The organism is Streptomyces sp. NPDC033180, from assembly GCF_055577645.1.
In genome coordinates, this window is sequence record NZ_JBVIPU010000001.1 from 1,324,605 (window position 1) to 1,349,174 (window position 24,570).

Genomic DNA, 24,570 nt, shown 5'->3' on the forward strand with positions numbered 1-24,570 from the left:
CGTACCGAAGAGTGGTACGGACCGGCCCACATGCTGGGATCAGGCGGGGGATGCCTCGGTGATCAGGCGGAGGACGCCCCGGCGATCAGGACTTCACGGCGTCCTTCTGGCCCGCCTCGCCGCCACCCGTCGACTGCGCGTTGCGCTTCTGCATGATGAGGTAGCCGACGCCGAGGATCAGCGCCCACACCGGAGCCGCGTAGAGCGAGATCCGGGCGTCCTTGTCGACGCCCATCATCACGATGACCATGCCGATGAAGGCCAGCGCGAACCAGCTCGTGTACGGGGCTCCCGGCGCCCGGAAGGTGGACTGCGGCAGCTCGCCGCGGTCGGCCTTGCGGCGGTACTTGATCTGGCAGATCAGGATCATGATCCAGGCCCACATGCCGGAGATGGTCGCGAAGGAGACGACGTAGTTGAACGCCTCGCCCGGCCACTGGTAGTTGATCCAGACGCCGACCAGCATCAGCGTCGCGGAGAAGGTGGTGCCGACCAGCGGGAGACCGTTCTTCGTCAGCTTGGTGAAGAACTTCGGGCCCTGGCCGTTGAGCGCGAGGTCGCGCAGCATGCGGCCGGTGGAGTACATGCCGGAGTTGCAGGAGGAGAGCGCGGCCGTGAGGACGACGAAGTTGACGATCGCGGCCCCGATACCGAGACCCATCTCCTGGAAGGCCGCGACGAACGGCGAGACGCCCGGCTGGAACGAGGTCCACGGCACGACCGAGAGGATCATGACGAGGGCGCCCACGTAGAAGACGGCGATGCGCCACGGCACGGTGTTGATGGCCTTGGGCAGGACGGTCTTCGGGTCCTTGGACTCGCCCGCGGTGACGCCGACCAGCTCGACGGCGAGGAAGGCGAACATCACGATCTGCAGCGTCATCAGCGTGGAGCCGATGCCGTTCGGGAAGAACCCGCCCTGGTCCCACAGGTGGGACACGGAGGCGGTGTCACCGGCGTCGGAGAAGCCGATGGTGAGGATGCCGGCGCAGATGAGGATCATGCCGATGATCGCGGTGACCTTGACCATCGAGAACCAGAACTCGAGCTCTCCGAAGAGCTTCACGGAGATCAGGTTGGCGCCGTACAGGATGACCGTGAAGATCAGCGCGTAGGCCCATTGTGGAATGGCGTCGTGTGTCCAGTACTGCATGTACTGGGCCGCGGCTGTGACTTCCGTGATGCCGGTGACGACCCAGAAGAGCCAGTACGTCCAGCCGGTCACGTACCCGAAGAACGGGCCGATGAATTCACGCGCGTACTCCGAGAAGGAGCCCGACACGGCGCGGTACATGAGCAGCTCGCCCAGGGCCCGCATGATGAAGAAGATGACGAGGCCGGCGATGGCGTACGCCAGGATGAGGCTCGGACCGGCCTTGTGAATGGCCTTGCCCGCGCCGAGGAACAGGCCGGTGCCGATGGCACCGCCGATCGCGATCATCTGGATCTGCCGGGCGCCGAGCCCGCGCTGATAGCCCTCGCCTGACGAACCGGACGAACCGCCCGCTCCGCCGGCCTCATTGCCGTCGTGATGCTCTTCGACCTGCACTGAGGTCATGGTGACGCCTTTCTCCACGCTGATCCGTGCCCGCAGTCGCGTTATGGCCACGGATCAGGTCCTGATCCCCCCGGATATGGATGGAGTGCTACCGGCGGTCTGCCGGCCCGAGCGCCACCGGTGACATGGGTGGCGTCACCGAGTGGTCGTGAAGATTTATCACGGCCGCAATAGTGATCGGTTCAGCCACGTGTGGCCCACACCACGAGAAGAACCGGACAAAATTCCCTTGGCGCATGAAAAGCGGGCATTGAAGTGACGCGATCGTTATCCGGATTTGAGCGTCCGATGAGCGAACGGAGCGTAATCGCTGCTGCTTACAACGACTTTTCGGACGACCGGGCCCACTTCCGTGTGACTTCTGACCGGTGAGGGGCCGACTGAGCTTGGTGCGTGCCGACTAGCCGATGAGTGTGCCGACCAACGTCTCCTGCAGCCCGCCGAGCCAGAGATAGGCCATCACCATCGGCTTGCGGGCGTCGGAGTCCGGCAGCTGGTAGAGCAGGTCCGTGTCCTCCTCGTCGGTCACTTCGAGGCGGGCGCCGATCGCGAGGCGGAGGTCGTTGAGCGCGCCGAGCCAGTGCCGCGACTCGTCGGCGGACAGCTTCAGGACGGCGCCGCCCTCACCCTTCGACGACATCGCGTCCAGGGAGCGGATCACCACCAGGGCGTCCTCGCGCTTCTTGGCCCGCAGGTCGTTCTCGGTGAAGCGCCTGAACTCCGAGGAGTACGCCCGCAGTTCCTCCTCATCGGCCTTCTCGCTGCCGGGGCCGCCGTAGGCGTCGGGCAGCAGCCGCTGGAGAACGGGGTCGGTCGGCGGCTCGCTCGGGCCCTCCGCGAACAGCTCCGCGAGGGGGTCGTCGGAGGCGTCCTCGGCCGGGCCCGGGCCGATCAGCTCCAGGAGCTGCACGGCCAGGGACCGGATGATCGAGATCTCGACCTCGTCGAGCGCGACGGCCGCGCCGCCCCCGGGAATGGCTTCGAATTGTCCTGGCATCAGATGCGTCGCTACTTCCGGTCCTGCTGGAGGGTGGCCCACAGACCGTATCCGTGCATGGCCTGTACGTCGCGCTCCATCTCCTCGCGGGAGCCGGTGGAGACGACCGCGCGACCCTTGTGATGCACGTCCATCATCAGCTTGTTGGCCTTCTCCTTCGAGTACCCGAAGTAGGACTGGAACACATAGGTCACGTAACTCATCAAATTGACCGGGTCGTTGTGGACGAGCGTGATCCAGGGGACGTCTGGCTCCGGGACGGCGAAGGTCTCTTCGTCCGATTCCGGGCGGGTGATCTCTGCGGGAGCCGTACTCACTTGTCCCATGCTGCCACCCGCGGGGGGCCCTCGCACAAATGGACCCGGGAAATCGTCAGAGTGACGAGATGCGGGGTAGCATCCTTCGTATGAACACAGCGGACCTTGGGCTGCCGGTGGATGTTCCGTCGACAGCGCTCTTCACGGATCACTACGAGCTCACGATGCTGCAGGCCGCGCTGAAGGCCGGCACCGCCGACCGGCGCTCCGTCTTCGAGGTCTTCACGCGCAGACTGCCCGAGGGACGCCGCTATGGAGTGGTGGCCGGAACCGGCCGTGTCCTGGACGCCGTGGAGAACTTCCGCTTCGACGCGGACGTCATCGGCTTCCTGCGCGAGCGCCGTGTCGTCGACGAGGAGACCCTCTCGTGGCTCTCCTCGTACCGCTTCAGCGGCGACATCTGGGGCTATCCCGAGGGTGAGGTCTACTTCCCCGGCTCGCCGATCCTGCGCGTCGAGGGCTCCTTCGCCGAGTGCGTGCTCCTGGAGACGGTGGTCCTCTCCATCCTCAACCACGACTCGGCGATCGCGGCCGCGGCCTCCCGGATGGCCTCGGCCGCCGGGGAGCGCCCGCTGATCGAGATGGGCGCACGGCGTACGCACGAGCTGGCGGCCGTCGCCGCCTCGCGCGCCGCGTACGTCGGCGGCTTCACCACCACGTCCGACCTGGCCGCCGGCTTCCGCTACGACATCCCCACGGTCGGCACGTCGGCCCACGCCTTCACCCTCCTGCACGACAACGAACGCGATGCCTTCCAGGCCCAGGTGGACTCACTCGGCCCCGGCACCACCCTGCTCGTGGACACGTACGACGTGACCGAGGCCGTCCGCACCGCCGTCGAGGTCGCGGGGCCCGAGCTCGGCGCCGTGCGCATCGACTCGGGCGACCTGCTCCTGGTGGCGCACCGGGTCCGGCAGCAGCTGGACGAGCTCGGTGCGACCAAGACGAAGATCGTCGTGACCTCCGACCTCGACGAGTACGCCATCGCCTCGCTGGCGGCGGCGCCCGTGGACGCGTACGGCGTCGGCACACAGCTCGTCACCGGGTCCGGGCACCCGACCTGCTCGATGGTCTACAAGCTGGTGGCCCGCGCCCACTCGGCCGACCCGCACGCCCGCCTCGAGCCGGTGGCCAAGAAGTCGCTCGGCGCCAAGTCGTCGGTGGGCGGGCGCAAGTGGGCCGCGCGCCGGCCCGACGACCACGGCATCGCCGAGGCCGAGGTGATCGGCACGGGCGCCGTGCCGGTGGAGCTCGCCGACCACCAGCTGCTCGTCGAGCTGGTCAAGGGCGGTGAGGTGGTGGCGCGCGAGCCGCTCGACACCGTGCGCGACCGGCACGCGGAGGCGCGGGGGCGGCTTCCCCTGTCGGCCACGCAGCTGTCGAAGGGCGAGGCCGTCATTCCGACGGAGTACATCTGAATTGTGCGCCGGAGCGGAGAGAGGGCGTTCGAACGCCCTCTCCCGCATCGCGTTCGAAGTCTCTACGCTCGGTTCATCCGGCCGAGTCCCCTCTCCCTCCCCCAACGCCTACGAGTCTTGCCGAGCCGAAGGACACCCGATGCGCCGCGCTCTGATCGTCGTCGATGTGCAGAACGACTTCTGCGAGGGCGGCAGCCTCGCCGTGGCCGGGGGAGCCGATGTGGCCGCCGCGATCACCGAGCTGATCGGCCAGGCGCCGGCGGGCTACCGGCACGTGGTGGCCACCCGCGACCACCACATCGACCCGGGCGACCACTTCTCCGACCGGCCGGACTACGTCCGCTCCTGGCCGCCGCACTGTGTGGCGGGGACCGAGGGGATCGGGTTCCACCCGAACTTCGCGCCGGTCGTGGCGTCCGGGGCCATCGACGCGGTCTTCGACAAGGGGGCCTACTCGGCCGCCTACAGCGGGTTCGAGGGGGCCGACGAGAACGGCGTCCCGCTGGCCGACTGGCTGCGGGACCGGAAGATCACCGAGGTGGACGTGGTGGGGATCGCCACCGACCACTGCGTGCGCGCCACGGCGCTCGACGCGGTGCGGGAGGGGTTCGCCACGGTGGTCCTGCTCGACCTGACCGCGGGGGTCTCCAGGGAGACGACAGAGCGGGCTCTGGAGGAGCTGCGGGCGGCGGGGGCAGAGCTGACGGGCAAGCCGGTGGTCTAGCCCGCTAGCCCTGCAGGGGGGGCGCGGGCCCCCAGGGGCGCGCGGAACTGCGCGCTCAGCCCCCACCGGCCCGCAGGGGCAGATCAGACAGTCTCTCCCCCTGCAGCGCCTGCCGCTTCAAAGCCCTGATCGGATGCCAAAGCTCAGCGGCAGCGTCCGGCGCCGTACGCCATATGAGGCCGTCCGGGTGATGCAGCACCGCCGTGATCTCGTCCGGCGTCGGCGGCTCCGCGTTGCCCCGCAGATAGACGGCTCGCAGGCCCAGGTTCCGCAGGCGGGTCAGGGCCCTCGCGCGGTTCACCGCGTGGACGATCATCCGGACGCTGCCGCCGCCCAGGGCGGGGTTCGGCAGCGTCAGGGCCACCACCACACTGCCGTTCGGCAGCTTGCTGAAACCTCCTGCGGACATGGCTGGTCACACCCCCGTGAGACGTCGCACGGGGCTCCTGGCCGAGCCCCGTGTCAATAAGAAATCCACAGGACGCACCTAAACACGATCGGCCGCCGCCCGCTAGAGGGCGACGACCGATCATGGCTTGACCTGCGTAAACGCTAATTACTTCTTGGAGGGGCCCACCTGGACCGTGATCGAGGAGCCATCCTTCGGCTGCTTGATGATCTTGATCTGGGTGTTGGTGTCAGTGACCTTGACACTGCCCGTGGGGTTCTCCTTGAACCAGTAGGTGCCCTTGTGGTCGTCGAAGACCGGGACACCCTTCTGGGACTTGATCTTCAGCGCGACGTCCGCGTTGTGGAGCGTGAACTTGTCGGTCGCGAACTTGCTGAAGGGCGCGTCGAACGGCTGGATCTTGTTCCGCAGCAGGGTGCCGTCCGCCCACTTGAGCGGCTTGGCGTGCGCGTCCACCGGCAGGATCAGACCCTGGCCGGGGTGCGCGCTGGTGTTGTTGTCCTTCTGCGAGGTGTCCCACTGCCAGACCATCAGGCCGGTCTGGTACGGGTAGTGCTCGACCCAGTCCGGACGGGTCTTGGAGAAGCCGAAGTTGTACGGGCCGACCTTCAGGGTCTTGTCGTACGACACGTACTGCCGGTTCTCGGCGAGGTAGTACTGGTCGTAGTTCTTGGTGAAGGACTCGCCGATGCGCGAAAAGCCCTTCGCCGTCCAGCCGTTGTCGTCGCCCTCGGCGCCGTCCTCGAAGACCTTGGCACCGTCCGCGGTGATCGCGAGGCCGTCGGCCGCGAAGCCCTTGCCGCCCGCGCCGCCGTCCGTGGAGTAGCGGAAACGGAGGTCGATCTTCTTGCCGGCGTACGCGTCGAGCGGGAACGCGAGCTTCTTGTACGCACCGGACGCGCCGGTCAACGCGGGCTTGTCGCCGGCGTCGCGCGGAATGGCTTTGCCGTCCGCCGTGCCGTCCACCGGCGTCCAGTTGGCGCCGCCGTCCGTCGACACCTCGGTGTAGAGGTAGTCGTAGTTGGCTTCGATGTCCCACCAACCGTCCAGCGTGAGCGCGGCCTTGGCCTTGCCGCTCAGGTCGACCGAGCGCGTCAGGGTGTTCTTGAGGTCGTCGCCCTGATCGCTCCACCACTGCTTGGAACCCTCGGTGGGCTTGGTGACCGTGGTGGTGACGGCCTTCTTCGGGAGGTCGACGACGAGCGCCTGACGGTGGCGGGTGTTGTACTCCGAGACGCCCAGCTTGTGCTCGGACGTCGTCGCGGCCTTGGCCTTGGCGTAGTCGAGCCAGCCCAGCTGGAACTTGTCCCAGGCGGTCATGTCGCCGGGCAGGTCACCGATGGCGTCCTTGCCGGTGCCGAGCCAGGAACCGGCCGACATCAGCGACCAGAAGCCGACCGAGTTCTCGCCCTTGCCCGTCGTGTCGTACAGGTCGGGCAGACCGAGGTCGTGGCCGTACTCGTGGGCGAAGACGCCGAGGCCGCCGTTCTCCGGCTGCATCGTGTAGTCGCCGACCCAGATGCCCGAGTCGCCGATCTGCGTGCCGCCCGCCTTGTTCTCGCCGGGACCGGTCTTGCCCGCGTCGCTGCCGTACGCGTACCAGCGGTGCGCCCACAGGGCGTTGGTGCCCTCGGCGCCGCCGCCTGCCGACTCGTCCTCGCCCGCGTGGACGATCTGGAAGTGGTCGATGTACCCGTCGGGCTCGTTGAAGTCGCCGTCGCCGTCGAAGTCGTAGCGGTCCCAGAGGTCGTACTTGGCGAGGTCCGCCTTGATCTGGGCGTCCGTGCGGCCCTGGGCCTTCTGGTCCTTGGTCCAGGCAGTGACGCCGTCCTTCACCGCGTCCCAGACGTTGGCGCAGTTGGTGTCGCCGCAGTAGTTGGAGCCGTACCGCGCCTCGTTGTAGTCGACCTTGACCCAGTCGGAGACCTCTCCGTCGACCGAGTAGCGGCCGGACGAGGTCTTCTCGTAGTAGGTCTTCAGGGACTCCTTCTTCTTGCCCTTGGCGTCCTTGCCCTCACCGAAGTAGAGGTCCTGGAAGTGCTTCTGGTTGTAGTCCTTCTGCCAGGCCGTGCTGTTGTCCTTCGCACGGTCCGGCTCGGCTATCTTGTTGTGCGCCGGGCCGGGCTTGCCGCCGTACTTCTTGATCGGCGCCTCGGGTCCTTCCGGACCGTCGGGGTCGTACATGGTGGTGTCGTCCACCTTGTCCCCGAACTCGACCAGGATCGTGAAGATCTTGTCGGTCTTCTCCCGGCCGAGCTCGACGTACTTCTTGTCGTCGAGCTTCACGACCTGGGAGCCGCCGCGCTTCTGGACCTTGGCGTCGCCCTCGATGACCTGCTGAAGAGCGGCCTTGCGCTGCTGGGCCTGCTCCTTGCTGAAGGGCCCGTCCAGGTCGTGGTCGACCTGCGCCTTGGCCCTGCTCGGGTCCTGCCGGTCGATGGCGGGAGCGCCGCCCGGACCATCGTCCTTGGCCGACGCGGTGGCTGCCGAGAACGTGGCGGCTGCCGCGGCCATCGCCACGGCAGCCGCGGTGGCTCTGAACGTCCGTCTACTGACTGTCACTTGATGCTGTCCTCCCCCGCGTCCGCGCGAAGGCGGGCCGAGGTCCCGGTCGGAGGAGGTCCGCGCGCGATACGCGTCACAAGTGACGACATTCGACCGGAGATACGAGAGAAAAGACAGACCTTGACTTGCACAGGCCAAGTGCACTATGCAGGCCCCGGGGTCCGCTATCCGGACGCGTGCGCCCGCCCGTGGGCATGGTCAACAGGCGCGTCCCACCGTCCACTTGATGGACGTCATGAACCCGTGCGCCCCCTGTGCTGCCGCACCGTGGGTTAGGTCACGCTTACCGCCCGTTCCCGTCGGGCATGCAGCGGAATAGAGTCAATCGACGGTGCGCTACAGCGCGAGGCGACACATCTCAAGTCGCCGCAGCCGGGCACCCTTTGATTCGAATTACAGCTTCACATTGGGCCCGACCACCCCCGCATCCGCTGTCCCGAGGACGGATTACGCCATGCCTCGTCCCATGCCGCTGCCTCGTCCGACCCCCGCGCAGATCACCTACGGCACGCTGACCGTCGTCTTCTCCACGCTCGCCATGCTGCTGCTCTCCCAGACGAGTTCGGGCATCGGGGTCGCGGTGATAGCCGCCGCCGCGCTCGTCCTCGGATTACTGGTCGCGATGACGGTTCCGCAGCCGAAACCCGCGGCCTCACCGGCCGCACGCCTCGCTCCCGCCGCACGGACCGCCGGCGAGCGCGTCCCGGTCCAGCGCGCCCCCGCTCCCGTCCTGGCCGAGTCCGTACGCGAGCCGGCGGGCCCGTGAGGATCACGAACCCGCCGGAACTGCCGCTGTCACTGCCGCCGCAGCGGTCTCCCCTGGTCAGCCGGTGCTGACCACCACTGTCTTGGCCGCCTTGTCGTGCAGGCCCTGCTTGTAGGGCTTGTCGAAGAAGCTCCAGCCGCCGCAGATCGCCGTCCAGATACAGGCACAGCAGAAGGCGAAGGGCAGCCAGAGGACGGCCGCGCGGACGAGCGCGGTCTGCAGGGTGGGGGTCGCACCGTCGTTGAGGTTCGCGACCCGAAGCCCCAGCCACTTCTTGCCCAGGGTCTGGCCCGTCCTGGAGATCATGAAGGTGTCGTACGCGATGTAGAGCACGGCGGCCAGCAGGGACTGCCCGAAGCTCTTCCCGTACTCCACCTTGTCCGGGTCGACGTCGAACTCGTTCGTGCCGAGGCCCCAGGAGAGCAGCCAAACGACGATGCCGACGAGGATCATGTCGAGGATGCGGGCGAGTACGCGTTTGCCGCTGTCCGCCAGGGGCGGCATGCCGGCGAGGGGGTCGTTCCCTCCGCCGTACGGTCCGCCGCCTCCGCCGTAGGGATCTCCGCCTCCGCCATAGGGGCCTTGGCCGCCGCTTCCGCCGTACGGCGGGGGTGGCGGGGGCGTGCCGTAGGGAGAGCCCGAGCCGCTGTCCTGCGGGGGCTGCTTCCTGAAGGGGTCGTTGTCGTCGGGGGGCGGCGGGTATTGCGGCGGTTCGGTACTCATGGGCCGAGTGGACCGCGGGGGCGCCGGGGGCGCATCCGGCGAGGGGCTGTCTGGGTTAAGGGCGTCCTCAGGCGCCGGACGGGCTGATCCTCAGCCCGTCCGGCGCCTGAGGACGAACTCGGCGGAGCCGAGCCCGTCCGGCGCCTGAGGACGAACTCGGCGGAGCCGGTGATCAAGGGCGCCCAGGGCCCCGGGGCCAGAAACTAGCCCGCCACAAACGTTCCCGCAGCCTTGTCGTGCCAGCACTGGCGCCACGGGCGGTCGAACACGCACCACAGGACCCCGACGACCCCGATCACCAGGACCCCCGGCACCGCATAGACGAGCCACCGCTTCAACGCCGAGCCGAACGACGGCGTCTCGTGCTCCTCCATGTCCCGCACCTGGAGCCCCAGGACCTTCTTGCCCAGCGTCCGCCCCCACTTGGCGGTGGGCAGTACCTCGTAGAGGACTCCGAAGAGGAGCAGCACACCGAGGACCATCCCCAGGTATCCCGCCGTGGTGCCGTCGAGCAGCCACACCGTGACCTTCTCGCCGGACATCTTCGCCGCGTCGATCTTGCTGTCGACGTGATCGGCGGCCTTCGCGCCGAGCGGCAGCGCCGCGGCCCCGGTCACGGCCGCGAGGACGACCGTGTCGATGAGCCGCGCCGCGAACCGCTTGCCGAGCCCCGCGGGCCGCCCCGCCGCCTGGTTCTGCGCCATCGCCAGGAACGGGTCGTTGGCCACCGGCTTCCAGGGCACGACGGGCTGCTGCTGCCCGTCCCCCTCGGCGAGCCGGTGCACCTGCTGCGCCCAGGAGGGCGAGCCGCCACCGGGCCCCGAGGTCACGGGCGAGGCCGCGGCACCCGGCGCACCGCCCTGCTGCGGGACGGTGGGCTGACCGGGCGCGGGAGCCGGCGCAGGGGCGGGCGCGGCTGCCTGCGGAGGCACGGCGGCCTGCGGGGGCGCCGGGGTCTGCGCCGCCGCACCGGACGACTTCGGACGCAGCGCCCGGATCGCCATGGTGCCTTCGGTGGCGGGCGCCGCCGCGGTCGGCCGCACCGGCACCGAGGGCCTGCGGAACGTCACGGTGCCCTCCGCCGGGGGCTGCGGCTCCTTCGGCGGCGTTCCGGGCGCACCCGAGCCTCCGGGCTTGATCGCTCGGATCTGCACCGTGCCCGGCCCGTTCATCTCCTGAGGAGAGGGCGCCTCCTCAGGAGCGGAGGCGGAGGCGGGGGCCGAACCGGCAGTCGGCGCACTCGGCTCACTCGGCTCACTCGGCACGCGAGGGTCACGCGGATCCCGGGCTCCCGAAGCGTCCCGGCCTCCCGAAGCACCCCGCTGCTCGGGCTCGCCCCACGAAACCCGCCGCTCCTGCTCCCCGCCGAGCCCTGTCTGCCGAGCCGCGTCCGCCTGCCAGGCGGAGGCGGGCTCGGGCCTCGACCCGTGCTGCGACGCGTCGGCGTCAACCGTGCCGGCCGCCGACTCGGGCGCCGCCAGGGGTTCCTCGTCGAAGAAGTGCGGCCCGGTCTCCTCCGCGGACGCCGGCGTCGCCGCTCCCGTTCCCGGAGGCGCGGGAAGCGATTCGCCGTCGGTCGGGGCGGGACGGCTGGTCCCGGGCACCCAGGCCGCGCCGTTCCAGTACCGGACATATCCGGGAATGGACGGATCGGGGTAGTAGCCTTCGCGGGGCCTGTCGTCGCCTGGGGCCGGAGTTGGGGCGCTCATGTCCGTCGTCCCGTATCTGCTCGGGGGTCTTTTTGAGGCTCCACATCTATCAGACCTCCGCGTCCGCCTGTGCGGCTCCTGCCCTACAGACCACTTTCCGGGCACAGTTCAACCACGTACGGAAAATGTTTCCCGAACCCGCGTAATGCTCCGCGACCATCGTGCTCTCTCCTTGCACGGGCCCGCTCCAGGGCCCCGGAAGAGGAAGGAACAGCACCGAGATGCACACCGTGGTGGAACGCGAGCTTGAGCTCAAACTCGTCCTCTCGCCGGAACGCGCGATCCCCGTCCCGGCCCGCCTCACCTACCGCACCGACGATCCCTACGCCATCCACATCGCCTTTCACATCGGCTCCGAGCACCCCGTGAACTGGACGTTCGCACGCGAACTTCTGGTCGAGGGGGTGTTCAGGCCCTGCGGTCACGGCGACGTCCGGGTCTGGCCGACCAAGGTCGAAGGGCGCAGCGTCGTCCTGATGGCGCTGACTTCACCCGACGGTGACGCCCTCCTCGAGGCGCCGGCGCCCGCCGTGTCCGCCTGGCTCGAGCGCACGCTGCGGGTGGTCCCTCCGGGCTCTGAGGCTGAGCGGCTCGGCATCGACGACGGCCTCGCCGAGCTGCTCATGCCGACCACGGGCCGCGCCGACGAGCTCTGGCTGCGCGACCCCTGGCCCTCGGACGAGTCCAAGGACGGTGAGTGACCTCCGCCGCCACGGGGGCGACGACGTGTACGGGCCGATGTCAGAACAGCTTGCCGGGGTTGAGGAGGGAGAGCGGGTCGAACGCCGCTTTGACGGCACGCTGCATCTCCACGCCCACCGGGCCGAGTTCGCGTGCGAGCCAGTCCTTCTTGAGGACGCCCACGCCGTGCTCGCCGGTGATCGTGCCGCCGAGTTCGAGGCCCAGGGCCATGATCTCGTCGAAGGACTCGCGGGCGCGGCGGCCCTCGTCGGCGTCCGCGGCGTCGAAGCAGACGGTGGGGTGGGTGTTGCCGTCGCCCGCGTGCGCGCAGACCCCGATCGTGAGGCTGTACTTGTCGGCGATGCGGTCGACGCCTTCGAGCATGTCGGCGAGCTTCGAGCGCGGCACGCACACGTCGTCGATCATCGTCGTGCCCTTGACGGATTCGAGCGCGGTGAGTGACAACCGCCGTGCCTGGAGGAGCAGTTCGGACTCCGCCGCGTCCTCGGCGGGGACCACCTGGGTGGCGCCCGCGGCCTCGCAGAGCGCGCCGACGGCCGCGAGGTCCGCGGCGGGGTCCGAGGTGTCGAAGGCCGCGAGGAGCAGCGCCTCGGTGGTTTCCGGGAGGCCCATGTGGGCCAGCGCGTTGACGGCCCTGATGGTCGTGCGGTCCATCAGTTCCAGGAGCGAGGGGCCGTGCCCGCCCTCCATGATCTTGCATACGGCGTCACAGGCGGCCCGCGCGGAACTGAACTCGGCGGCCAGGACCAGCTGTTGGGGCGGCTGCGGCTTCAGGGCGAGGGTCGCGCGCACGACGATGCCGAGGCTGCCCTCGGAGCCGACGAAGAGGCGTGTGAGGTCGTAGCCGGCGACGCCCTTGGCCGTGCGCCGTCCGGTACTCATGAGCCGTCCGTCGGCGAGGACGACGTCGAGGCCGAGCACGTACTCCGCCGTCACGCCGTACTTCACGCAGCACAGGCCGCCCGAGGCCGTTCCGATGTTCCCGCCGATGGTGCAGGTCTCCCAACTGGACGGGTCCGGCGGGTAGTAGAGACCGTGTTCGTTCACGGCGCGGGAGAGCGTGGCGTTGACGACGCCGGGCTCCACGACCGCGATCCGGTCGACGGGGCTGATCTCCAGGATGCGGTCCATTTTGACCAGCGACAGCACGATGCAGCCCTCGCTGGCGTTCGCGCCGCCCGACAGGCCCGTGCGGGCGCCCTGCGGGACGACCGGGATTCGTAGCTCGGTCGCCGTCCGCATGACGTGCTGGACCTGCTCGACGGTCCGTGGCAGGACCACGACGGCCGGGGTGCCGGCGTCGCAGAAGCTGGCCATGTCGTTCGCGTACGAGGACGTGATGTCGGGGTCCGTGAGGACGGCGTCGCCGGGGAGGCCCTCGTGGAGGAGTTCGATGAGTGTGCGGCTCATGATCACAGCCTCGCACTCGGGGCCATCGGTGTGAACCCGTGTGCGACGCCCGTCCGCGTGCCGGGATGTGCTCTTCCTATTGACGCACAGTGAGCGCCATGGAGATCGAGACCGGGTCCGAGTCCGTGACCCAGAAGGACACGAAGGACCCGAGGGGCGAGAAGGACCGGCGTCCGCCGCACGCGCCCGCCATCTGGAGCGAGGCGCCGCGGGGCTCGCGCCGCTCCCCCTCCTTGCGGCGGGTGCTGCTCGCCTCCGTCGCCGGGTGTGTGGTGCTCGGCGGCGTGGTGGTGCTGCTGCCCGACGGGGGCGGGAAGGCCGCGCCGCCCGCCCTTGGGCCCGCCGGTCGGGCGATGGCGGCAGCGGGTGCCGGGGCTCCGGCGGCGCTGCCCGACCTCACCGTGCTGATCGGGCAGCGGGAGGCGCACCTGCGGAAGTATCCCGGGGACGACGAGTCGTGGGCGGTGCTCGGGGCCGCCTACGTCGAGCGGGGCCTTCGGACCGCGGACTCCGCGTACTACCCCAAGGCGGAGGAGGCGCTGCGTACGTCCCTGAAGACGCGTCCCGAAGGAAACGCGCAGGCGCTGACGGGCATGGCGGCGCTCGCGAACGCGCGGCACGACTTCCGCGGGGCGAAGACGTGGGCGGAGAGCGCGGTGAAGCTGGCGCCGAAGCGGTGGTCGACGTATCCCGCACTGATCGACGCGTACAGCGGTCTGGGTGACGCGAAGGGCGTGGAGAAGGCCCTGGAGACGCTCAAGGAGCTGAACCCGGGCACCTCCGCCGTGCTGGCCCGGTCCGGCCAGGTCTACCGGGACCGCGGCTGGCGCGAGGACGCGGCCTCGAAGCTGATGGACGCGGCGGCTCTCGCGGAGGGCCCTGCGGAGAAGGCGGTGTGCCTGTACCGCGTGGGCGAGCTGTCATGGGAACGCGGCGAGCCCGCTCAGGCCCTTCGCTACTACGAGGCGGCGCTGGTCTCGGACCCCGACCACCACCCTTCCCTCGCCGGGAAGGGCCGAGCGCTCGCGGCACTCGGCCGTACGTCGGAGGCGCTGCGTTCCTATCAGAGCGCGCTGGTCAAGCAGCCGGCGCCGGAGTACGCCCTGGCGCTCGGTGAGCTGTACGAGTCGCTGAAGCTGGCCCCGGCCGCGCGGGCGCAGTACGACGTGCTGCGGGCCCGGGTGAAGCAGGTGGGGGTGAACGGCGTCAACGATCAGCGGATCCTCGGCCTCTACGAGGCGGACCACGGGGACGCGGATGCGGCGGTGGACCGTCTGCGGGCGGAGTTCAAACGCCACGGGAGTCCGGAGGCGGCGGATGCGCTGGGGTGGGCGCTGCATCGGGCCGGTGAGGACGAGGATGCCTTGAAGTACGCCACACGGGCGACGGAGAAGGGCCCGCTGAGCGCGACCTTCGCCTACCACCGGGGTGAGATCGAGCGGAAGCTCGAACGGTACGGGGCCGCGCGGCGGCACATCGGGGAGGCGCTGCGCCTGAACCCGTACTTCTCCCCCCTGCTGGCCCCGGCGGCCCGGGAGGCCATGAGGTCCCTGGGCGACCCTCCGGAGGGCGGCCCGGCCCAGATGTACGCCCCCGAACCACCGTCTCCCCAGGAGACGACTCCCACCCGGCCCCGCCCCAAGCCCACCCCGAAACCGACCCCGAGCCCCTCCGCCGCGCAGGGGACCTAGAGCGGGGCTGTGCCGATCAAGGCGTTGCGGGTGATCAGGCCCGTGAGTTCCGCTTCCGAGAGCGCGTCGGTGGCCGGAGGGCGGCGGGGCAGGACCATGTAGCGGGTCTCCGCACTGGAGTCCCAGACCGTGATCTCCGTCTCGGGGGGCAGGGAGAGGCCGAACTCCGCGAGCACCGCCCTCGGTTCACGCACCACGCGCGAGCGGTACGCCTCGCTCTTGTACCAGCTGGGAGACGGGCCGAGGAGCCGCACCGGGTAGCAGGAACAGAGCGTGCAGACCACGACGTTGTGCGCGTGAGCGGTGTTCTCCACCACCCGCAGGCGCTGCGGCTGGACGCCGCCCGCCGCGTAGCCGAGCTCCGCCACCGCTGACGTACCGTCCGCGAGGAGGCGCTCCTTGAACGCCGGGTCGGTCCATGCTCGCGCCACCACCCGTGCCCCGTTCAGCGGCGACGACCCCGCGAGGAACGCGTCGAGGGCCTCATCGAGCACCGCCCCGGCGACGATTCCGCGCGCTTCCAACAGGGCTTCCAGATCCCGCACTTGACGAGAGATCAACGCATCCGAGTGCGTACCGGACATCAGGTGCCCTCCGATTCCGGCTCCAAGTAGCTCTCCCACAGGTCGAGCACCACCCCGTGCTCCCCCTCGCCCCACAGCTCCCGCGCCGCGAACCGGACCGCGTACACCTGCTCCACCGGCGCGTCCCCGCGCCCCTGCGCGCTGACGTCGGCCAGGGGATGGCGGCCCTCGGGTTCGATCACCACGCCCCGCTTGCCCCGGGCGTACCGCGGCAGGCGGGTGTGGTGGGCCGGGTCGTGGTGGGTGGTGCGGACGTGGGCGCCCGGTACGAACCGGTCACCCATCCGACTCACCGTCCAGCTCGGCCGCTGTCACCAGACCCTTGCGCACGAGGAGCACCCGGATCGCGTGGAACCACCGCTCGTAGTACGACGCCGCCAGGTACTCCCCCGGCGGCATCGTCTCCACGGCGTCCCTGAACTCGTCCAGGTTGTAGACGCCTTCACGCACCAGCGCACTGTTGAGCGCGAACACCCGCGCCTCCCAGTCCGCGTGGAAGGGCTCGGTGTCGTCGGTGGTGTCGACGGGCCCGAAGCCCGTCATCCCACCGACGTCGTTGATCCTGGCCATGCGCGCACTCTAGCCAGCGTCGGACCGGAAACAGAGCCCTCAGGGAGCCCTCAGAGATTGCCTCGCTTCTCCTGCTCCCGCTCGATCGCCTCGAAGAGCGCCTTGAAGTTGCCCTTGCCGAAGCCCATCGAGCCGTGCCGCTCGATCATCTCGAAGAAGACCGTCGGGCGGTCCTGGACCGGCTTGGTGAAGATCTGGAGCAGGTAGCCGTCCTCGTCGCGGTCGACCAGGATCTTCAGCTCGCGCAGGGTGTCGACCGGGACGCGCGTCTCGCCCGCCCACTCGCCCAGGGTGTCGTAGTACGAGTCCGGGGTGTCCAGGAACTGGACTCCGGCCGCGCGCATGGTGCGCACGGACTCCACGATGTCGTTCGTGGCGAGCGCGATGTGCTGGACGCCCGCGCCGCCGTAGAACTCGAGGTACTCGTCGATCTGGGACTTCTTCTTGGCGATGGCCGGCTCGTTGATGGGGAACTTCACCTTGAGGGTGCCGTCCGCGACCACCTTCGACATCAGCGCGCTGTACTCCGTCGCGATGTCGTCGCCCACGAACTCCTTCATGTTCGTGAAGCCCATGACCTTGTTGTAGAAGGCGACCCACTCGTTCATCTTGCCGAGCTCGACGTTGCCGACGCAGTGGTCGATCGCCTGGAAGGTGCGCTTGGCGGGCGGCTCGACGATCGGGGACGCGGCCTTGAAACCGGGCAGGTAGGGGCCGTCGTAGCCGCTGCGGTCGACGAGCGTGTGGCGGGTCTTGCCGTACGTGGCGATGGCGGCGAGGACGACCGTGCCGTTCTCGTCCTTGACCTCGTAGGGCTCGGTGAGGCCGCGGGCGCCGTGCTCCACGGCGTACGCGTACGCGGCGCGCGCGTCCGGCACCTCGATGGCGAGGTCGACGACTCCGTCGCCGTGCTCGGCCACGTGTCCCTCGATGAAGTGGCCCCAGTCCGTGGAGGCCTTGATGACGGAGGTGAGCACGAAGCGGGCGCCGCCGTTCGCGAGGACGTAGGAGGCGGTCTCGCGGCTGCCGGTCTCCGGGCCCGAGTAGGCCACGAGTTTCATGCCGAAGGCCGTGGAGTAGTAGTGGGCCGCCTGCTTGGCGTTGCCCACGGCGAAGACGACCGCATCCATTCCCTTGACCGGGAAGGGATCGGCCTCGCGCGCGGTGTGGGGGGTGCCGGAGGTGGCCGACGTGTGCTGGGTGTTCGCGGTAGCTGCCATGTCCGCAGGCTCCCGCCGTATCGCAAGGTGCGCAATAGTTTGCGTATTCGGTGGGCAATCTGCACAGCCACAGGCCAGGATGGGCGGGCTATCTGTACATGATGACCACCCTGGAAGCGGAGATGAGCGCACCATGACGATCGATCATCTGGACGGCAGGCTCATCGTGCTGCTCGCCCGCGAGCCCCGCATCGGCGTCCTTGAGGCGTCCCGCCGCCTCGGTGTCGCGCGCGGGACGGTGCAGGCCCGGATGGACCGCCTTCAGTCGAACGGAGTCATCCGCGGCTTCGGCCCGGAGGTCGACCCCGCCGCCCTGGGCTACCCCGTCACCGCGTTCGCCACGCTGGAGATCAAACAGGGCCAGGGTGCCGACGTACGGGCCCATTTGGCGACCGTCGCCGAGGTGCTCGAACTGCACACCATCACCGGTCACGGCGACATGCTCTGCCGTCTCGTGGCGCGTTCGAACGCGGATCTCCAACGTGTGATCGACCGGGTCGTGGGTTTTGATGGCATCGTCCGGGCCTCCACGGCGATCGTCATGGAGAACCCTGTTCCCCTGCGGATCATCCCGCTGGTCGAACAGGCGTCAGAAGACACCTGATGCGGGTAGGTAGGGAAACGAACAGCCGCAGGACCTACGCAGCACGACGCACGCAGCACGCGGGCGGCGGGAGACTCCCGGCGCCGTCTGAACCGCGCCCGGGCAGGTGAGCAGTTCAGTGAACTTCTGGGACTACCTCGGCAACCGCCACCAGCAGTTGCTGACGGACACGTACCAGCACGCAAGCGCGGTCTTCCAGTGCATGGTCGTGGCGACCGTCATCGGTGTACTGATCGGCATCGTCACGTACCGCAGCGAGTGGGCCGGCAATCTGGCCACGACCGCGACCTCCACGATCCTGACCGTCCCGTCGCTCGCCATGATCGGTCTGCTGATCCCCGTCGTCGGCCTCGGTGTCGCCCCGACGGTCATCGCCCTGACCCTCTACGGCCTGCTCCCCATCGTGCGCAACGCCATCGTCGGACTGCGCGGTGTGGACCCCTCGCTGGTCGACGCGGCCAAGGGCATCGGGATGTCGCGTACCGCGCGCCTGGTGAGGGTGGAACTCCCGATCGCCTGGCCGCCGATCCTGACCGGCATCCGCGTCTCCACGCAGATGCTGATGGGCATCGCGGCCATCGCCGCGTACGCGTCGGGACCGGGCCTCGGCAACGAGATCTTCCGCGGCATCGGCTCGCTCGGCAGCAAGAACGCGCTCAACCAGGTGCTCGCGGGCACGCTCGGGATCATCGTCCTGGCCCTGCTCTTCGACGCCGCGTACGTCCTGATCGGCCGCCTGACCATTTCGAGGGGTATCCGTGTCTGAGACCACCGCGACTTCCACCGACGGGGCGACGGCCGGGGGCGCGGCGGCCCCGAACGTGCCCACGGGCGCGACGATCGAGCTGGAGCACCTCACCAAGCGGTACGCGGGCAGCGGCGATCCCGCGGTGGACAGCGTCAGCATGGAGATCAAGGCGGGCGAGATCGTCATCCTGGTCGGTCCTTCGGGGTGCGGGAAGTCGACCACGCTGAAGATGATCAACCGGCTCATCGAGCCGACCAGTGGCCGCATCCGCATCGGTGGCGAGGACGTCACCGACATGGACCCGGTGAAGCTGCGTCGGCGGATCGGCTACGCGATCCAGTCGTCCGGGCTCTTCCCGCACATGACGGTCGCCCAGAACATCGCCCTCGTGCCGAGGATGATCGGCTGGGGAAAGTCGAAGATCAAGAACCGGGTCGAGGAGATGCTCGACCTCGTCGGGCTCGACCCCGCCGAGTTCCACGGCCGCTATCCGCGCCAGCTCTCCGGCGGCCAGCAGCAACGCGTGGGCGTGGCACGGGCGTTGGCGGCCGACCCGCCCGTACTCCTGATGGACGAGCCGTTCGGCGCGGTCGACCCGATCACCCGCGACCATCTCCAGGACGAGCTGATCCGGCTCCAGCACGAGCTGCACAAGACGATCGTCTTCGTCACGCACGACTTCGACGAGGCCATCAAGCTCGGCGACCGCATCGCGGTGCTGCGGGAGCGCTCGCACATCGCGCAGTTCGACACCCCGGAAGCCATTCTCACCAACCCCGCCGACGACTTCGTCTCCGGTTTCGTGGGCGCGGGCGCGGCCCTGAAGCGGCTCAACCTCACCCGCGTACGCGACGTGGAGATCGCCGACTTCGCGACGGTGACCGTCGACGACCCGCTCCAGGACATCTTCGACAAGCTGCGGGCCAGCGGCACGAACGAACTGCTGCTCCTCGACAAACGCGGCCGCCCCTACAAGTGGCTGCGGCGCGGCGACCTGATGCGGGCCAAGGGCTCGCTGGCCCGCGCGGGCACCCTCGTCCACGACACGGTCACCCGTGACGCCACCCTGCGCGACGCGCTCGAAGCGGTGCTCACGGACAACGCGGGGCGGGTCGCGGTCACCGGGCGGCGCGGTGAGTACACCGGCGTCGTGGACATGGAGACGCTGATGAACTCCGTCCACGAGATGCTGGAGGCCGACCGGCTCGACGCCGTGGAGCACCAGCACGAACTGGAGGAACAGCGCGCCGAGTTGACCCACCACGAGCAGGAAGGCCCCGGAGGGGAGGCGAAGGCGTGAAAGGCATCCCCGGGAACAACCCCCGGATCCCCGATCACACACCGGCCCCCGACGACGGGCCCGGCCCACGGCCCGACGGTGAGCACGAGGTCAAGGGCCACCTCTTCCGCGACACGGGCGAGGCCGAGCCGGAGCCCCCGCCCCCGGTGGCGGCCACGGGCCGGGCGCGGCGCATCGGCTGGCAGAAGCTGACCATCCTGCCCGCGTTCATCGCCCTCATCCTGCTGCTCACCTGGTGGTGGTTCGAGCAGGCGGACCTGGACTCGATCTCGCAGAACGCGCTGGCGGACGGCAATGTCTGGCTCAGACTCCGCCAGCACATCCAGCTGACGGTGATCTCCACCTTCTTCGTGCTGATCATCGCGATCCCGCTGGGCATCCTGCTGACCCGCAAGAAGCTCCGCAAGGGGGCACCACCGGCGATGGCCCTGGCCAACATCGGCCAGGCGACGCCGGCGATCGGCCTCCTCGCCCTCCTGGTGATCTGGATCGGCATCGGCGAGAAGGCGGCCCTGATCGGCATCATCATCTACGCCGTCCTGCCGGTGCTCTCCAACACCATCGCGGGACTGAACGCCAATGACCCGACCCTCCTGGAGGCCGCGCGCGGCATCGGCATGTCGGCGTGGGGCGTCCTCGGCAGGGTCGAACTCCCGCTGGCCGTACCGCTGATCCTGGCGGGTGTGCGCACCGCGCTCGTCCTGAACGTGGGCACGGCGACGCTCGCCACCTTCGGCGGTGGCGGCGGGCTCGGCGACCTCATCACCACCGGGATCACCAACCAGCGGATGCCGGTCCTGATGCTCGGCTCGATCCTGACGATCGCGCTCGCGCTCCTGGTGGACTGGCTGGCCTCGCTGGCCGAACTGGTCCTGCGTCCGCGCGGGTTGGAGGCCGGGTCATGAGGGTTACGTTGCGTACGGCGGCCGTCGGCGTGCTGGGCGGGGCCCTGCTCGTGAGCTGCGGACTGACCAGCGGCAGCCCGATGGTGGACGACGTCAAGCCGGGCACGATCGGCAAGGGACTCCCCCTCAAGGGCGTCGACCTCACCGTCACGTCCAAGGAGTTCACCGAGCAGCTGGTCCTCGGCGCGATCATGGGCATCGCCTTCGAGGCGGCCGGCGCGGATGTCCTCGACCGGACGGGCATCCAGGGCTCGATCGGCGCCCGCGAGGCCGTCAAGGGCGGCGACGCGGACGCCATGTACGAGTACACGGGCACCGCCTGGATCACGTACCTCGGCAACACCGAGCCCATCGACGACCCGCACAAGCAGTGGGAGGCGGTGCGTGACGCGGACAAGAAGAACGGCGTCACGTGGCTGCCGCCCGCCGAGCTCAACAACACCTACGCCCTGGCCTTCAACCAGAAGAACAAGGCCAAGTACAAGACGAAGACGCTCTCCGACGTGGCGGCCCTGTCGAAGAAGGACCCGGGTGCGGTCACGCTGTGCGTGGAGAGCGAGTTCTCCTCACGCGAGGACGGTCTGCCGGGCATGCAGAAGGAGTACGGGATGAAGATCCCCACCTCCAACATCACCAAGATGGACACCGGGATCATCTACACCCAGGCCGCCAAGGGGTCGTGCACGTTCGGCGAGGTCTTCACCACTGACGGCCGCATCAAGGCGATGGACCTGTCGGTGACGGAGGACGACAAGCACTTCTTCCCCAACTACAACGTGGCCCCGGAGATCAACAACAAGACCCTGAAGAAGCACCCGGTCATCGCGGACATCCTGGACCCCATCACGAAGAAGCTGAACAACAAGGTGGCTCAGGAGCTGAACTCCAAGGTGGACGTGCAGGGTCAGGATCCGCATGAGGTGGCGCTGGACTGGCTGGTGCAGGAGGGGTTCGTGAAGGAGGGCTAGCCCCAACTTCCCGGGCCCTCCCTTAAGTTGCAAAGACTCCGTTGCAGAGAAAGCGTTGCAACGGGGTCTTTGCACGTCTACGGTCGAGGCATGACGGACGACACGGCGGCCCCCGAGGGTCGGAAGGTCCACACCCTTACCCCCCACTCCCTGCGGGGACTGGCGCATCCCCTGCGCATGCAGCTGCTCATCTCACTGCGGCGGGACGGGCCGGCGACCGCCTCCCAACTGGCGTCCCGCCTGGGCGAGTCGAGCGGCGCGACGAGCTATCACCTGCGCCAACTCGCGGCGCACGGCTTCGTCGAGGACGCGCCGGACCGAGGCAAGGGCCGCGAGCGCTGGTGGCAGTCGACACACCAGGGAACGCGCCTGGACGAGTCACTCATGAACGACCCGGATCCGTCGGTGCGCGGCGCGGTCAGCGTCTACCTCCACGAGGTCGCGACGTTCCACGCCACGGAGGTCTCCACCTGGATCGGCACACAGCACGACTGGCCCACGGAGTGGACGGACAGCTCCGACATCAGCGACTACACCCTGCGCCTGACGCCCGAGCTCACCACAGAACTGGTCGCCAAGGTCAACGAACTCATTGAGAGTTACCGGGCGTTGGCGGTCGCCGAAGACACTCCGGGTTCCGCCAAGGTGCGCCTGCACACCCACGCCTTCCCGACGCACTACTCCGAGTGAGAGGTCTCAGTCATGCACCCCGACGTACATCTACGGCTGCACCACGCCCACGCCGCCGAACTCCACCGAACGGCGCCCTTACGGAAGGCACACCCCCAGCTCCGCGCTCAACTCGGCTGGACCATGGTCGAGTTGGGCCTCCGCCTGGTCAGCAGCTCGGGACCTTCTCGCCCCGGTCCAGGGAACGCAACGCGTCAACCGTGCCCGACAGTGTCGTGATCGGGATCAGCCGCAGGCCCCCCGGCAGCTCGGCCTGAGCGTCCGAGCACTCGGCCTTCGGGACCAGGAAGACGCTCGCGCCGTCCCGCTTCGCGGCCTGCGTCTTCATCGAGACACCGCCGACCGGGCCGACCTTGCCGTCGTCGGAGATCGTGCCGGTGCCCGCGATCTTCCGGCCGCCCGTGAGGTCTCCGCCACTGCCGTTGCCGTCGATCAGGTCGATGATGCCGAGCGAGAGGAAGAGGCCCGCGCTGGGGCCTCCGATCTTGCCGAGGTCGACCTTCACCCTCACCTTGTCCGTGCCGTCGACGCCGTTCGCCTTGAGGTAGGACAGCGCGGCCCGCGTGGCCGTGTCCTGCGACTTCTTCATGTCGCCGAGGTTGTGCTTCTCGACTTCCTTCACGTTGTCGCCGGTGGGGTACACCGAGTCCTTGGGCATCACGGAGCGGTCCGTACGGAACCAGCCGTCCACCACGTCGCTCAGGCTCACGTCCATGTCGGGCCCCGTGGCCACGATCGTCGTCATCCGCAGCTGCCCCTCGGTCTCCCGGGTGGGCGCACCGGTGATCGTGATGACCGGCTTGCCCTCGCTCTTGCCCAGCACGTTCGCCGTCGACCCCGGCTGGGCCACGGCGAACGGCAACGGCACGAGGACCGCGACGGCGAGCAGGGCGACCACGGGGGCGGCACAGACGGCGAGGGCCTTGGGGCGCGTGAGACTGGAGAGGGAGAACACGGGATCAATCTAACGGACGAGGATTTTCAGCCTGCCTGTCAGGCGGCGACGGACGAGCAGCATTCAGCCCGTCCGGCGCTTGAGGACGAACTCGGCGGAGCCGGTGATCAACGGCGCCCAAGAGAGACCGCTCGCCCGCGCGGCCTCAGCGCAGGGCGTCGGCGACCTCACGGGCCGCGTCCACCACCCGTGGCCCCACCCGCTCCGGTACGGAGTCCGCCAGCATGACCACGCCCACGCTGCCCTCTATCCCGGTGACCCCCACCAGCGGCGCCGCGGCCCCGCTCGCGCCGGCCTCCAGCTCGCCGTGCGTCAGCGCGTAGCCGGGGTCGGTGGCGAGCCCCTGCCGGGCGGCGAGGATCGCGCGGCCCGCGGCGCCCCGGTCCAGGGGGTGGCGGAAGCCGGTCCGGTACGCCACGTGGTAATCCGTCCAGGTCGGCTCGACGACGGCGACGGCCAGGGCTTCGGTGCCGTCCACCAGCGTCAGGTGCGCCGTCGCGCCTATGTCCTCGGCGAGGGAGCGCAGAGCGGGCAGCGCGGCCTCCCGCACCAGCGGATGCACCTGGCGGCCGAGGCGGAGCACCCCGAGGCCGACCCTGGCCCGGCCGCCCAGGTCACGACGGACCAGGGCATGCTGCTCAAGGGTGGCAAGCAGGCGGTACACCACGGTGCGGTTCACACCGAGCTTGTTCGACAGCTCGGTGACGGTGAGCCCGTGATCGGTGTCGGCCAACAGCTTGAGGACACGCAGTCCTCGGTCGAGCGTCTGGGAAGTCTCCGCGGTCACGACGCCCACTCCTTAGGTGAGGGTCGACGGCCCCTTTACGCGGCGGTTGCGTCGCCGGTCCCGTGGGCGACGCGCGTCAGAGGCCGCCGGTCGGAACTCCGGCTGCGCTCCGCGGCGGCGCTGCCACGGGGCGTGTACGTTGCGGGGACATTAGCGAGGCCGTCCCGCTCAGCGGAAGACTCCGTCCAGAATCCGGGCACGAGACCGGTTGTTAGGGGCGCAATGCCCCATACGCGGGGCACGGCGAGCG

At 69.2% G+C, this 24,570-nt stretch carries 25 protein-coding genes; 11 read left to right on the top strand and 14 right to left on the bottom strand.

Features of this window, described 5'->3' with window-relative positions:
* Positions 1 to 85 precede the first annotated feature (85 nt).
* From ACZ5WE_RS05990 to clpS, 3 genes are all read right to left on the bottom strand, one after another.
* On the bottom strand, positions 86 to 1,558 hold the full coding sequence (locus ACZ5WE_RS05990) for an amino acid permease (protein ID WP_467695033.1): 1,473 nt from the start codon (positions 1,556 to 1,558) through the stop codon (positions 86 to 88).
* 400 nt (positions 1,559 to 1,958) lie between these two features.
* Entirely contained in the window at positions 1,959 to 2,555 is a 597-nt protein-coding gene (locus ACZ5WE_RS05995) for a DUF2017 domain-containing protein (RefSeq protein ID WP_467695031.1), read from the bottom strand.
* A gap of 11 nt (positions 2,556 to 2,566) precedes the next feature.
* Positions 2,567 to 2,881 carry an ATP-dependent Clp protease adapter ClpS gene (gene clpS, locus ACZ5WE_RS06000; RefSeq protein ID WP_467695029.1) on the bottom strand — a complete coding sequence of 105 codons (315 nt, stop codon included), beginning with the start codon at positions 2,879 to 2,881 and terminating at the stop codon, positions 2,567 to 2,569.
* An 80-nt stretch (positions 2,882 to 2,961) separates the two neighbouring features.
* Here clpS and ACZ5WE_RS06005 point away from each other — a divergent pair, with 80 nt between their 5' ends.
* On the top strand, positions 2,962 to 4,290 hold the full coding sequence (locus ACZ5WE_RS06005) for a nicotinate phosphoribosyltransferase (protein ID WP_467695027.1): 1,329 nt from the start codon (positions 2,962 to 2,964) through the stop codon (positions 4,288 to 4,290).
* A 139-nt stretch (positions 4,291 to 4,429) separates the two neighbouring features.
* On the top strand, positions 4,430 to 5,014 hold the full coding sequence (locus tag ACZ5WE_RS06010; protein ID WP_467695025.1) for an isochorismatase family protein: 585 nt from the start codon (positions 4,430 to 4,432) through the stop codon (positions 5,012 to 5,014).
* Between the two features lie 55 nt (positions 5,015 to 5,069).
* Here the strand turns inward: ACZ5WE_RS06010 and ACZ5WE_RS06015 are convergent, their stop codons facing one another.
* Together ACZ5WE_RS06015 and ACZ5WE_RS06020 are read right to left on the bottom strand one after the other, a co-directional pair.
* Positions 5,070 to 5,423 (bottom strand): hypothetical protein, encoded by a 354-nt coding sequence (locus ACZ5WE_RS06015; protein ID WP_467695023.1) that lies wholly within the window; start codon positions 5,421 to 5,423, stop codon positions 5,070 to 5,072.
* A 147-nt stretch (positions 5,424 to 5,570) separates the two neighbouring features.
* Entirely contained in the window at positions 5,571 to 7,985 is a 2,415-nt protein-coding gene (locus tag ACZ5WE_RS06020) for an immune inhibitor A domain-containing protein (RefSeq protein WP_467695021.1), read from the bottom strand.
* Between the two features lie 475 nt (positions 7,986 to 8,460).
* Here ACZ5WE_RS06020 and ACZ5WE_RS06025 point away from each other — a divergent pair, with 475 nt between their 5' ends.
* Positions 8,461 to 8,754, top strand: coding sequence for a hypothetical protein (locus tag ACZ5WE_RS06025; RefSeq protein WP_467695053.1), 294 nt, complete (start codon positions 8,461 to 8,463; stop codon positions 8,752 to 8,754).
* A 57-nt stretch (positions 8,755 to 8,811) separates the two neighbouring features.
* On the opposite strand, the gene ACZ5WE_RS06030 is transcribed toward ACZ5WE_RS06025, so the two are convergent.
* Both ACZ5WE_RS06030 and ACZ5WE_RS06035 read right to left on the bottom strand, forming a co-directional pair.
* A complete protein-coding gene (locus tag ACZ5WE_RS06030; RefSeq protein WP_467695019.1) occupies positions 8,812 to 9,477 on the bottom strand; it encodes an RDD family protein in 666 nt (221 codons plus the stop codon).
* A 203-nt stretch (positions 9,478 to 9,680) separates the two neighbouring features.
* Entirely contained in the window at positions 9,681 to 11,186 is a 1,506-nt protein-coding gene (locus tag ACZ5WE_RS06035; RefSeq protein ID WP_467695017.1) for an RDD family protein, read from the bottom strand.
* Between the two features lie 221 nt (positions 11,187 to 11,407).
* On the opposite strand from ACZ5WE_RS06035, the gene ACZ5WE_RS06040 reads away from it, so the two are divergent.
* A complete protein-coding gene (locus ACZ5WE_RS06040; protein WP_467695015.1) occupies positions 11,408 to 11,887 on the top strand; it encodes an SsgA family sporulation/cell division regulator in 480 nt (159 codons plus the stop codon).
* Positions 11,888 to 11,927: 40 nt separating this feature from the next.
* Here the strand turns inward: ACZ5WE_RS06040 and ACZ5WE_RS06045 are convergent, their stop codons facing one another.
* Positions 11,928 to 13,298: an FAD-binding oxidoreductase gene (locus tag ACZ5WE_RS06045; RefSeq protein ID WP_467695013.1), complete on the bottom strand. Its 1,371-nt coding sequence runs from the start codon at positions 13,296 to 13,298 to the stop codon at positions 11,928 to 11,930.
* Positions 13,299 to 13,396: 98 nt separating this feature from the next.
* Here ACZ5WE_RS06045 and ACZ5WE_RS06050 point away from each other — a divergent pair, with 98 nt between their 5' ends.
* A complete protein-coding gene (locus ACZ5WE_RS06050; RefSeq protein WP_467695011.1) occupies positions 13,397 to 14,989 on the top strand; it encodes a tetratricopeptide repeat protein in 1,593 nt (530 codons plus the stop codon).
* Here ACZ5WE_RS06050 and nthA read toward each other — a convergent pair.
* From nthA to hppD, 4 genes are read right to left on the bottom strand one after another with little or no spacing between them, the layout of a single operon-like run.
* Positions 14,986 to 15,573 carry a nitrile hydratase subunit alpha gene (gene nthA, locus ACZ5WE_RS06055; protein ID WP_467695009.1) on the bottom strand — a complete coding sequence of 196 codons (588 nt, stop codon included), beginning with the start codon at positions 15,571 to 15,573 and terminating at the stop codon, positions 14,986 to 14,988. The genes ACZ5WE_RS06050 and nthA overlap by 4 nt on opposite strands.
* Positions 15,573 to 15,857, bottom strand: a complete 285-nt coding sequence (locus ACZ5WE_RS06060) for an SH3-like domain-containing protein (protein ID WP_467695007.1) — start codon at positions 15,855 to 15,857, stop codon at positions 15,573 to 15,575. Before ACZ5WE_RS06060 ends, nthA begins: the two co-directional genes overlap by 1 nt.
* Entirely contained in the window at positions 15,850 to 16,143 is a 294-nt protein-coding gene (locus tag ACZ5WE_RS06065; RefSeq protein WP_467695005.1) for a hypothetical protein, read from the bottom strand. Before ACZ5WE_RS06065 ends, ACZ5WE_RS06060 begins: the two co-directional genes overlap by 8 nt.
* A gap of 50 nt (positions 16,144 to 16,193) precedes the next feature.
* Positions 16,194 to 17,363 (bottom strand): 4-hydroxyphenylpyruvate dioxygenase, encoded by a 1,170-nt coding sequence (gene hppD, locus ACZ5WE_RS06070; protein ID WP_467695003.1) that lies wholly within the window; start codon positions 17,361 to 17,363, stop codon positions 16,194 to 16,196.
* A 133-nt stretch (positions 17,364 to 17,496) separates the two neighbouring features.
* Here hppD and ACZ5WE_RS06075 point away from each other — a divergent pair, with 133 nt between their 5' ends.
* From ACZ5WE_RS06075 to ACZ5WE_RS06100, 6 genes are all read left to right on the top strand, one after another.
* Positions 17,497 to 17,967 (top strand): Lrp/AsnC family transcriptional regulator, encoded by a 471-nt coding sequence (locus tag ACZ5WE_RS06075; RefSeq protein ID WP_160505290.1) that lies wholly within the window; start codon positions 17,497 to 17,499, stop codon positions 17,965 to 17,967.
* Positions 17,968 to 18,085: 118 nt separating this feature from the next.
* Positions 18,086 to 18,733 (top strand): ABC transporter permease, encoded by a 648-nt coding sequence (locus ACZ5WE_RS06080; RefSeq protein WP_467695001.1) that lies wholly within the window; start codon positions 18,086 to 18,088, stop codon positions 18,731 to 18,733.
* Between the two features lie 55 nt (positions 18,734 to 18,788).
* Complete coding sequence (locus ACZ5WE_RS06085; RefSeq protein ID WP_467695051.1) at positions 18,789 to 20,015, top strand: betaine/proline/choline family ABC transporter ATP-binding protein; 1,227 nt, start codon at positions 18,789 to 18,791, stop codon at positions 20,013 to 20,015.
* Between the two features lie 5 nt (positions 20,016 to 20,020).
* The gene (locus tag ACZ5WE_RS06090; RefSeq protein WP_467695049.1) at positions 20,021 to 20,920 is read left to right on the top strand and encodes an ABC transporter permease; all 900 of its coding nucleotides are present in this window, start codon (positions 20,021 to 20,023) and stop codon (positions 20,918 to 20,920) included.
* Positions 20,917 to 21,888, top strand: coding sequence for a glycine betaine ABC transporter substrate-binding protein (locus ACZ5WE_RS06095; RefSeq protein WP_467694999.1), 972 nt, complete (start codon positions 20,917 to 20,919; stop codon positions 21,886 to 21,888). The genes ACZ5WE_RS06090 and ACZ5WE_RS06095 overlap by 4 nt, the downstream gene beginning before the upstream one ends.
* 90 nt (positions 21,889 to 21,978) lie before the next feature.
* Entirely contained in the window at positions 21,979 to 22,578 is a 600-nt protein-coding gene (locus ACZ5WE_RS06100) for an ArsR/SmtB family transcription factor (RefSeq protein ID WP_467694997.1), read from the top strand.
* A gap of 148 nt (positions 22,579 to 22,726) precedes the next feature.
* On the opposite strand, the gene ACZ5WE_RS06105 is transcribed toward ACZ5WE_RS06100, so the two are convergent.
* Together ACZ5WE_RS06105 and ACZ5WE_RS06110 are read right to left on the bottom strand one after the other, a co-directional pair.
* Positions 22,727 to 23,533 carry a S16 family serine protease gene (locus ACZ5WE_RS06105; RefSeq protein ID WP_467694995.1) on the bottom strand — a complete coding sequence of 269 codons (807 nt, stop codon included), beginning with the start codon at positions 23,531 to 23,533 and terminating at the stop codon, positions 22,727 to 22,729.
* A 145-nt stretch (positions 23,534 to 23,678) separates the two neighbouring features.
* Positions 23,679 to 24,320 (bottom strand): helix-turn-helix domain-containing protein, encoded by a 642-nt coding sequence (locus ACZ5WE_RS06110; protein WP_160505296.1) that lies wholly within the window; start codon positions 24,318 to 24,320, stop codon positions 23,679 to 23,681.
* Positions 24,321 to 24,570: the final 250 nt, after the last annotated feature.

Excerpts from the sequence above, each read along its gene's own strand:
- ACZ5WE_RS06065 (WP_467695005.1), bottom strand. The coding sequence starts at position 16,143 with ATGGCCAGGATCAACGACGTCGGTGGGATGACGGGCTTCGGGCCCGTC.
- clpS (WP_467695029.1), bottom strand. The coding sequence starts at position 2,881 with ATGGGACAAGTGAGTACGGCTCCCGCAGAGATCACCCGCCCGGAATCG.
- hppD (WP_467695003.1), bottom strand. The coding sequence starts at position 17,363 with ATGGCAGCTACCGCGAACACCCAGCACACGTCGGCCACCTCCGGCACC.
- ACZ5WE_RS06060 (WP_467695007.1), bottom strand. The coding sequence starts at position 15,857 with ATGGGTGACCGGTTCGTACCGGGCGCCCACGTCCGCACCACCCACCAC.
- ACZ5WE_RS06010 (WP_467695025.1), top strand. The coding sequence starts at position 4,430 with ATGCGCCGCGCTCTGATCGTCGTCGATGTGCAGAACGACTTCTGCGAG.
- ACZ5WE_RS06015 (WP_467695023.1), bottom strand. The coding sequence starts at position 5,423 with ATGTCCGCAGGAGGTTTCAGCAAGCTGCCGAACGGCAGTGTGGTGGTG.
- ACZ5WE_RS05990 (WP_467695033.1), bottom strand. The coding sequence starts at position 1,558 with ATGACCTCAGTGCAGGTCGAAGAGCATCACGACGGCAATGAGGCCGGC.
- ACZ5WE_RS06030 (WP_467695019.1), bottom strand. The coding sequence starts at position 9,477 with ATGAGTACCGAACCGCCGCAATACCCGCCGCCCCCCGACGACAACGAC.
- ACZ5WE_RS06040 (WP_467695015.1), top strand. The coding sequence starts at position 11,408 with ATGCACACCGTGGTGGAACGCGAGCTTGAGCTCAAACTCGTCCTCTCG.
- ACZ5WE_RS06005 (WP_467695027.1), top strand. The coding sequence starts at position 2,962 with ATGAACACAGCGGACCTTGGGCTGCCGGTGGATGTTCCGTCGACAGCG.
- ACZ5WE_RS06100 (WP_467694997.1), top strand. The coding sequence starts at position 21,979 with ATGACGGACGACACGGCGGCCCCCGAGGGTCGGAAGGTCCACACCCTT.
- ACZ5WE_RS06095 (WP_467694999.1), top strand. The coding sequence starts at position 20,917 with ATGAGGGTTACGTTGCGTACGGCGGCCGTCGGCGTGCTGGGCGGGGCC.
- ACZ5WE_RS06045 (WP_467695013.1), bottom strand. The coding sequence starts at position 13,298 with ATGAGCCGCACACTCATCGAACTCCTCCACGAGGGCCTCCCCGGCGAC.
- ACZ5WE_RS06075 (WP_160505290.1), top strand. The coding sequence starts at position 17,497 with ATGACGATCGATCATCTGGACGGCAGGCTCATCGTGCTGCTCGCCCGC.
- ACZ5WE_RS06050 (WP_467695011.1), top strand. The coding sequence starts at position 13,397 with ATGGAGATCGAGACCGGGTCCGAGTCCGTGACCCAGAAGGACACGAAG.
- nthA (WP_467695009.1), bottom strand. The coding sequence starts at position 15,573 with ATGTCCGGTACGCACTCGGATGCGTTGATCTCTCGTCAAGTGCGGGAT.
- ACZ5WE_RS06035 (WP_467695017.1), bottom strand. The coding sequence starts at position 11,186 with ATGAGCGCCCCAACTCCGGCCCCAGGCGACGACAGGCCCCGCGAAGGC.
- ACZ5WE_RS05995 (WP_467695031.1), bottom strand. The coding sequence starts at position 2,555 with ATGCCAGGACAATTCGAAGCCATTCCCGGGGGCGGCGCGGCCGTCGCG.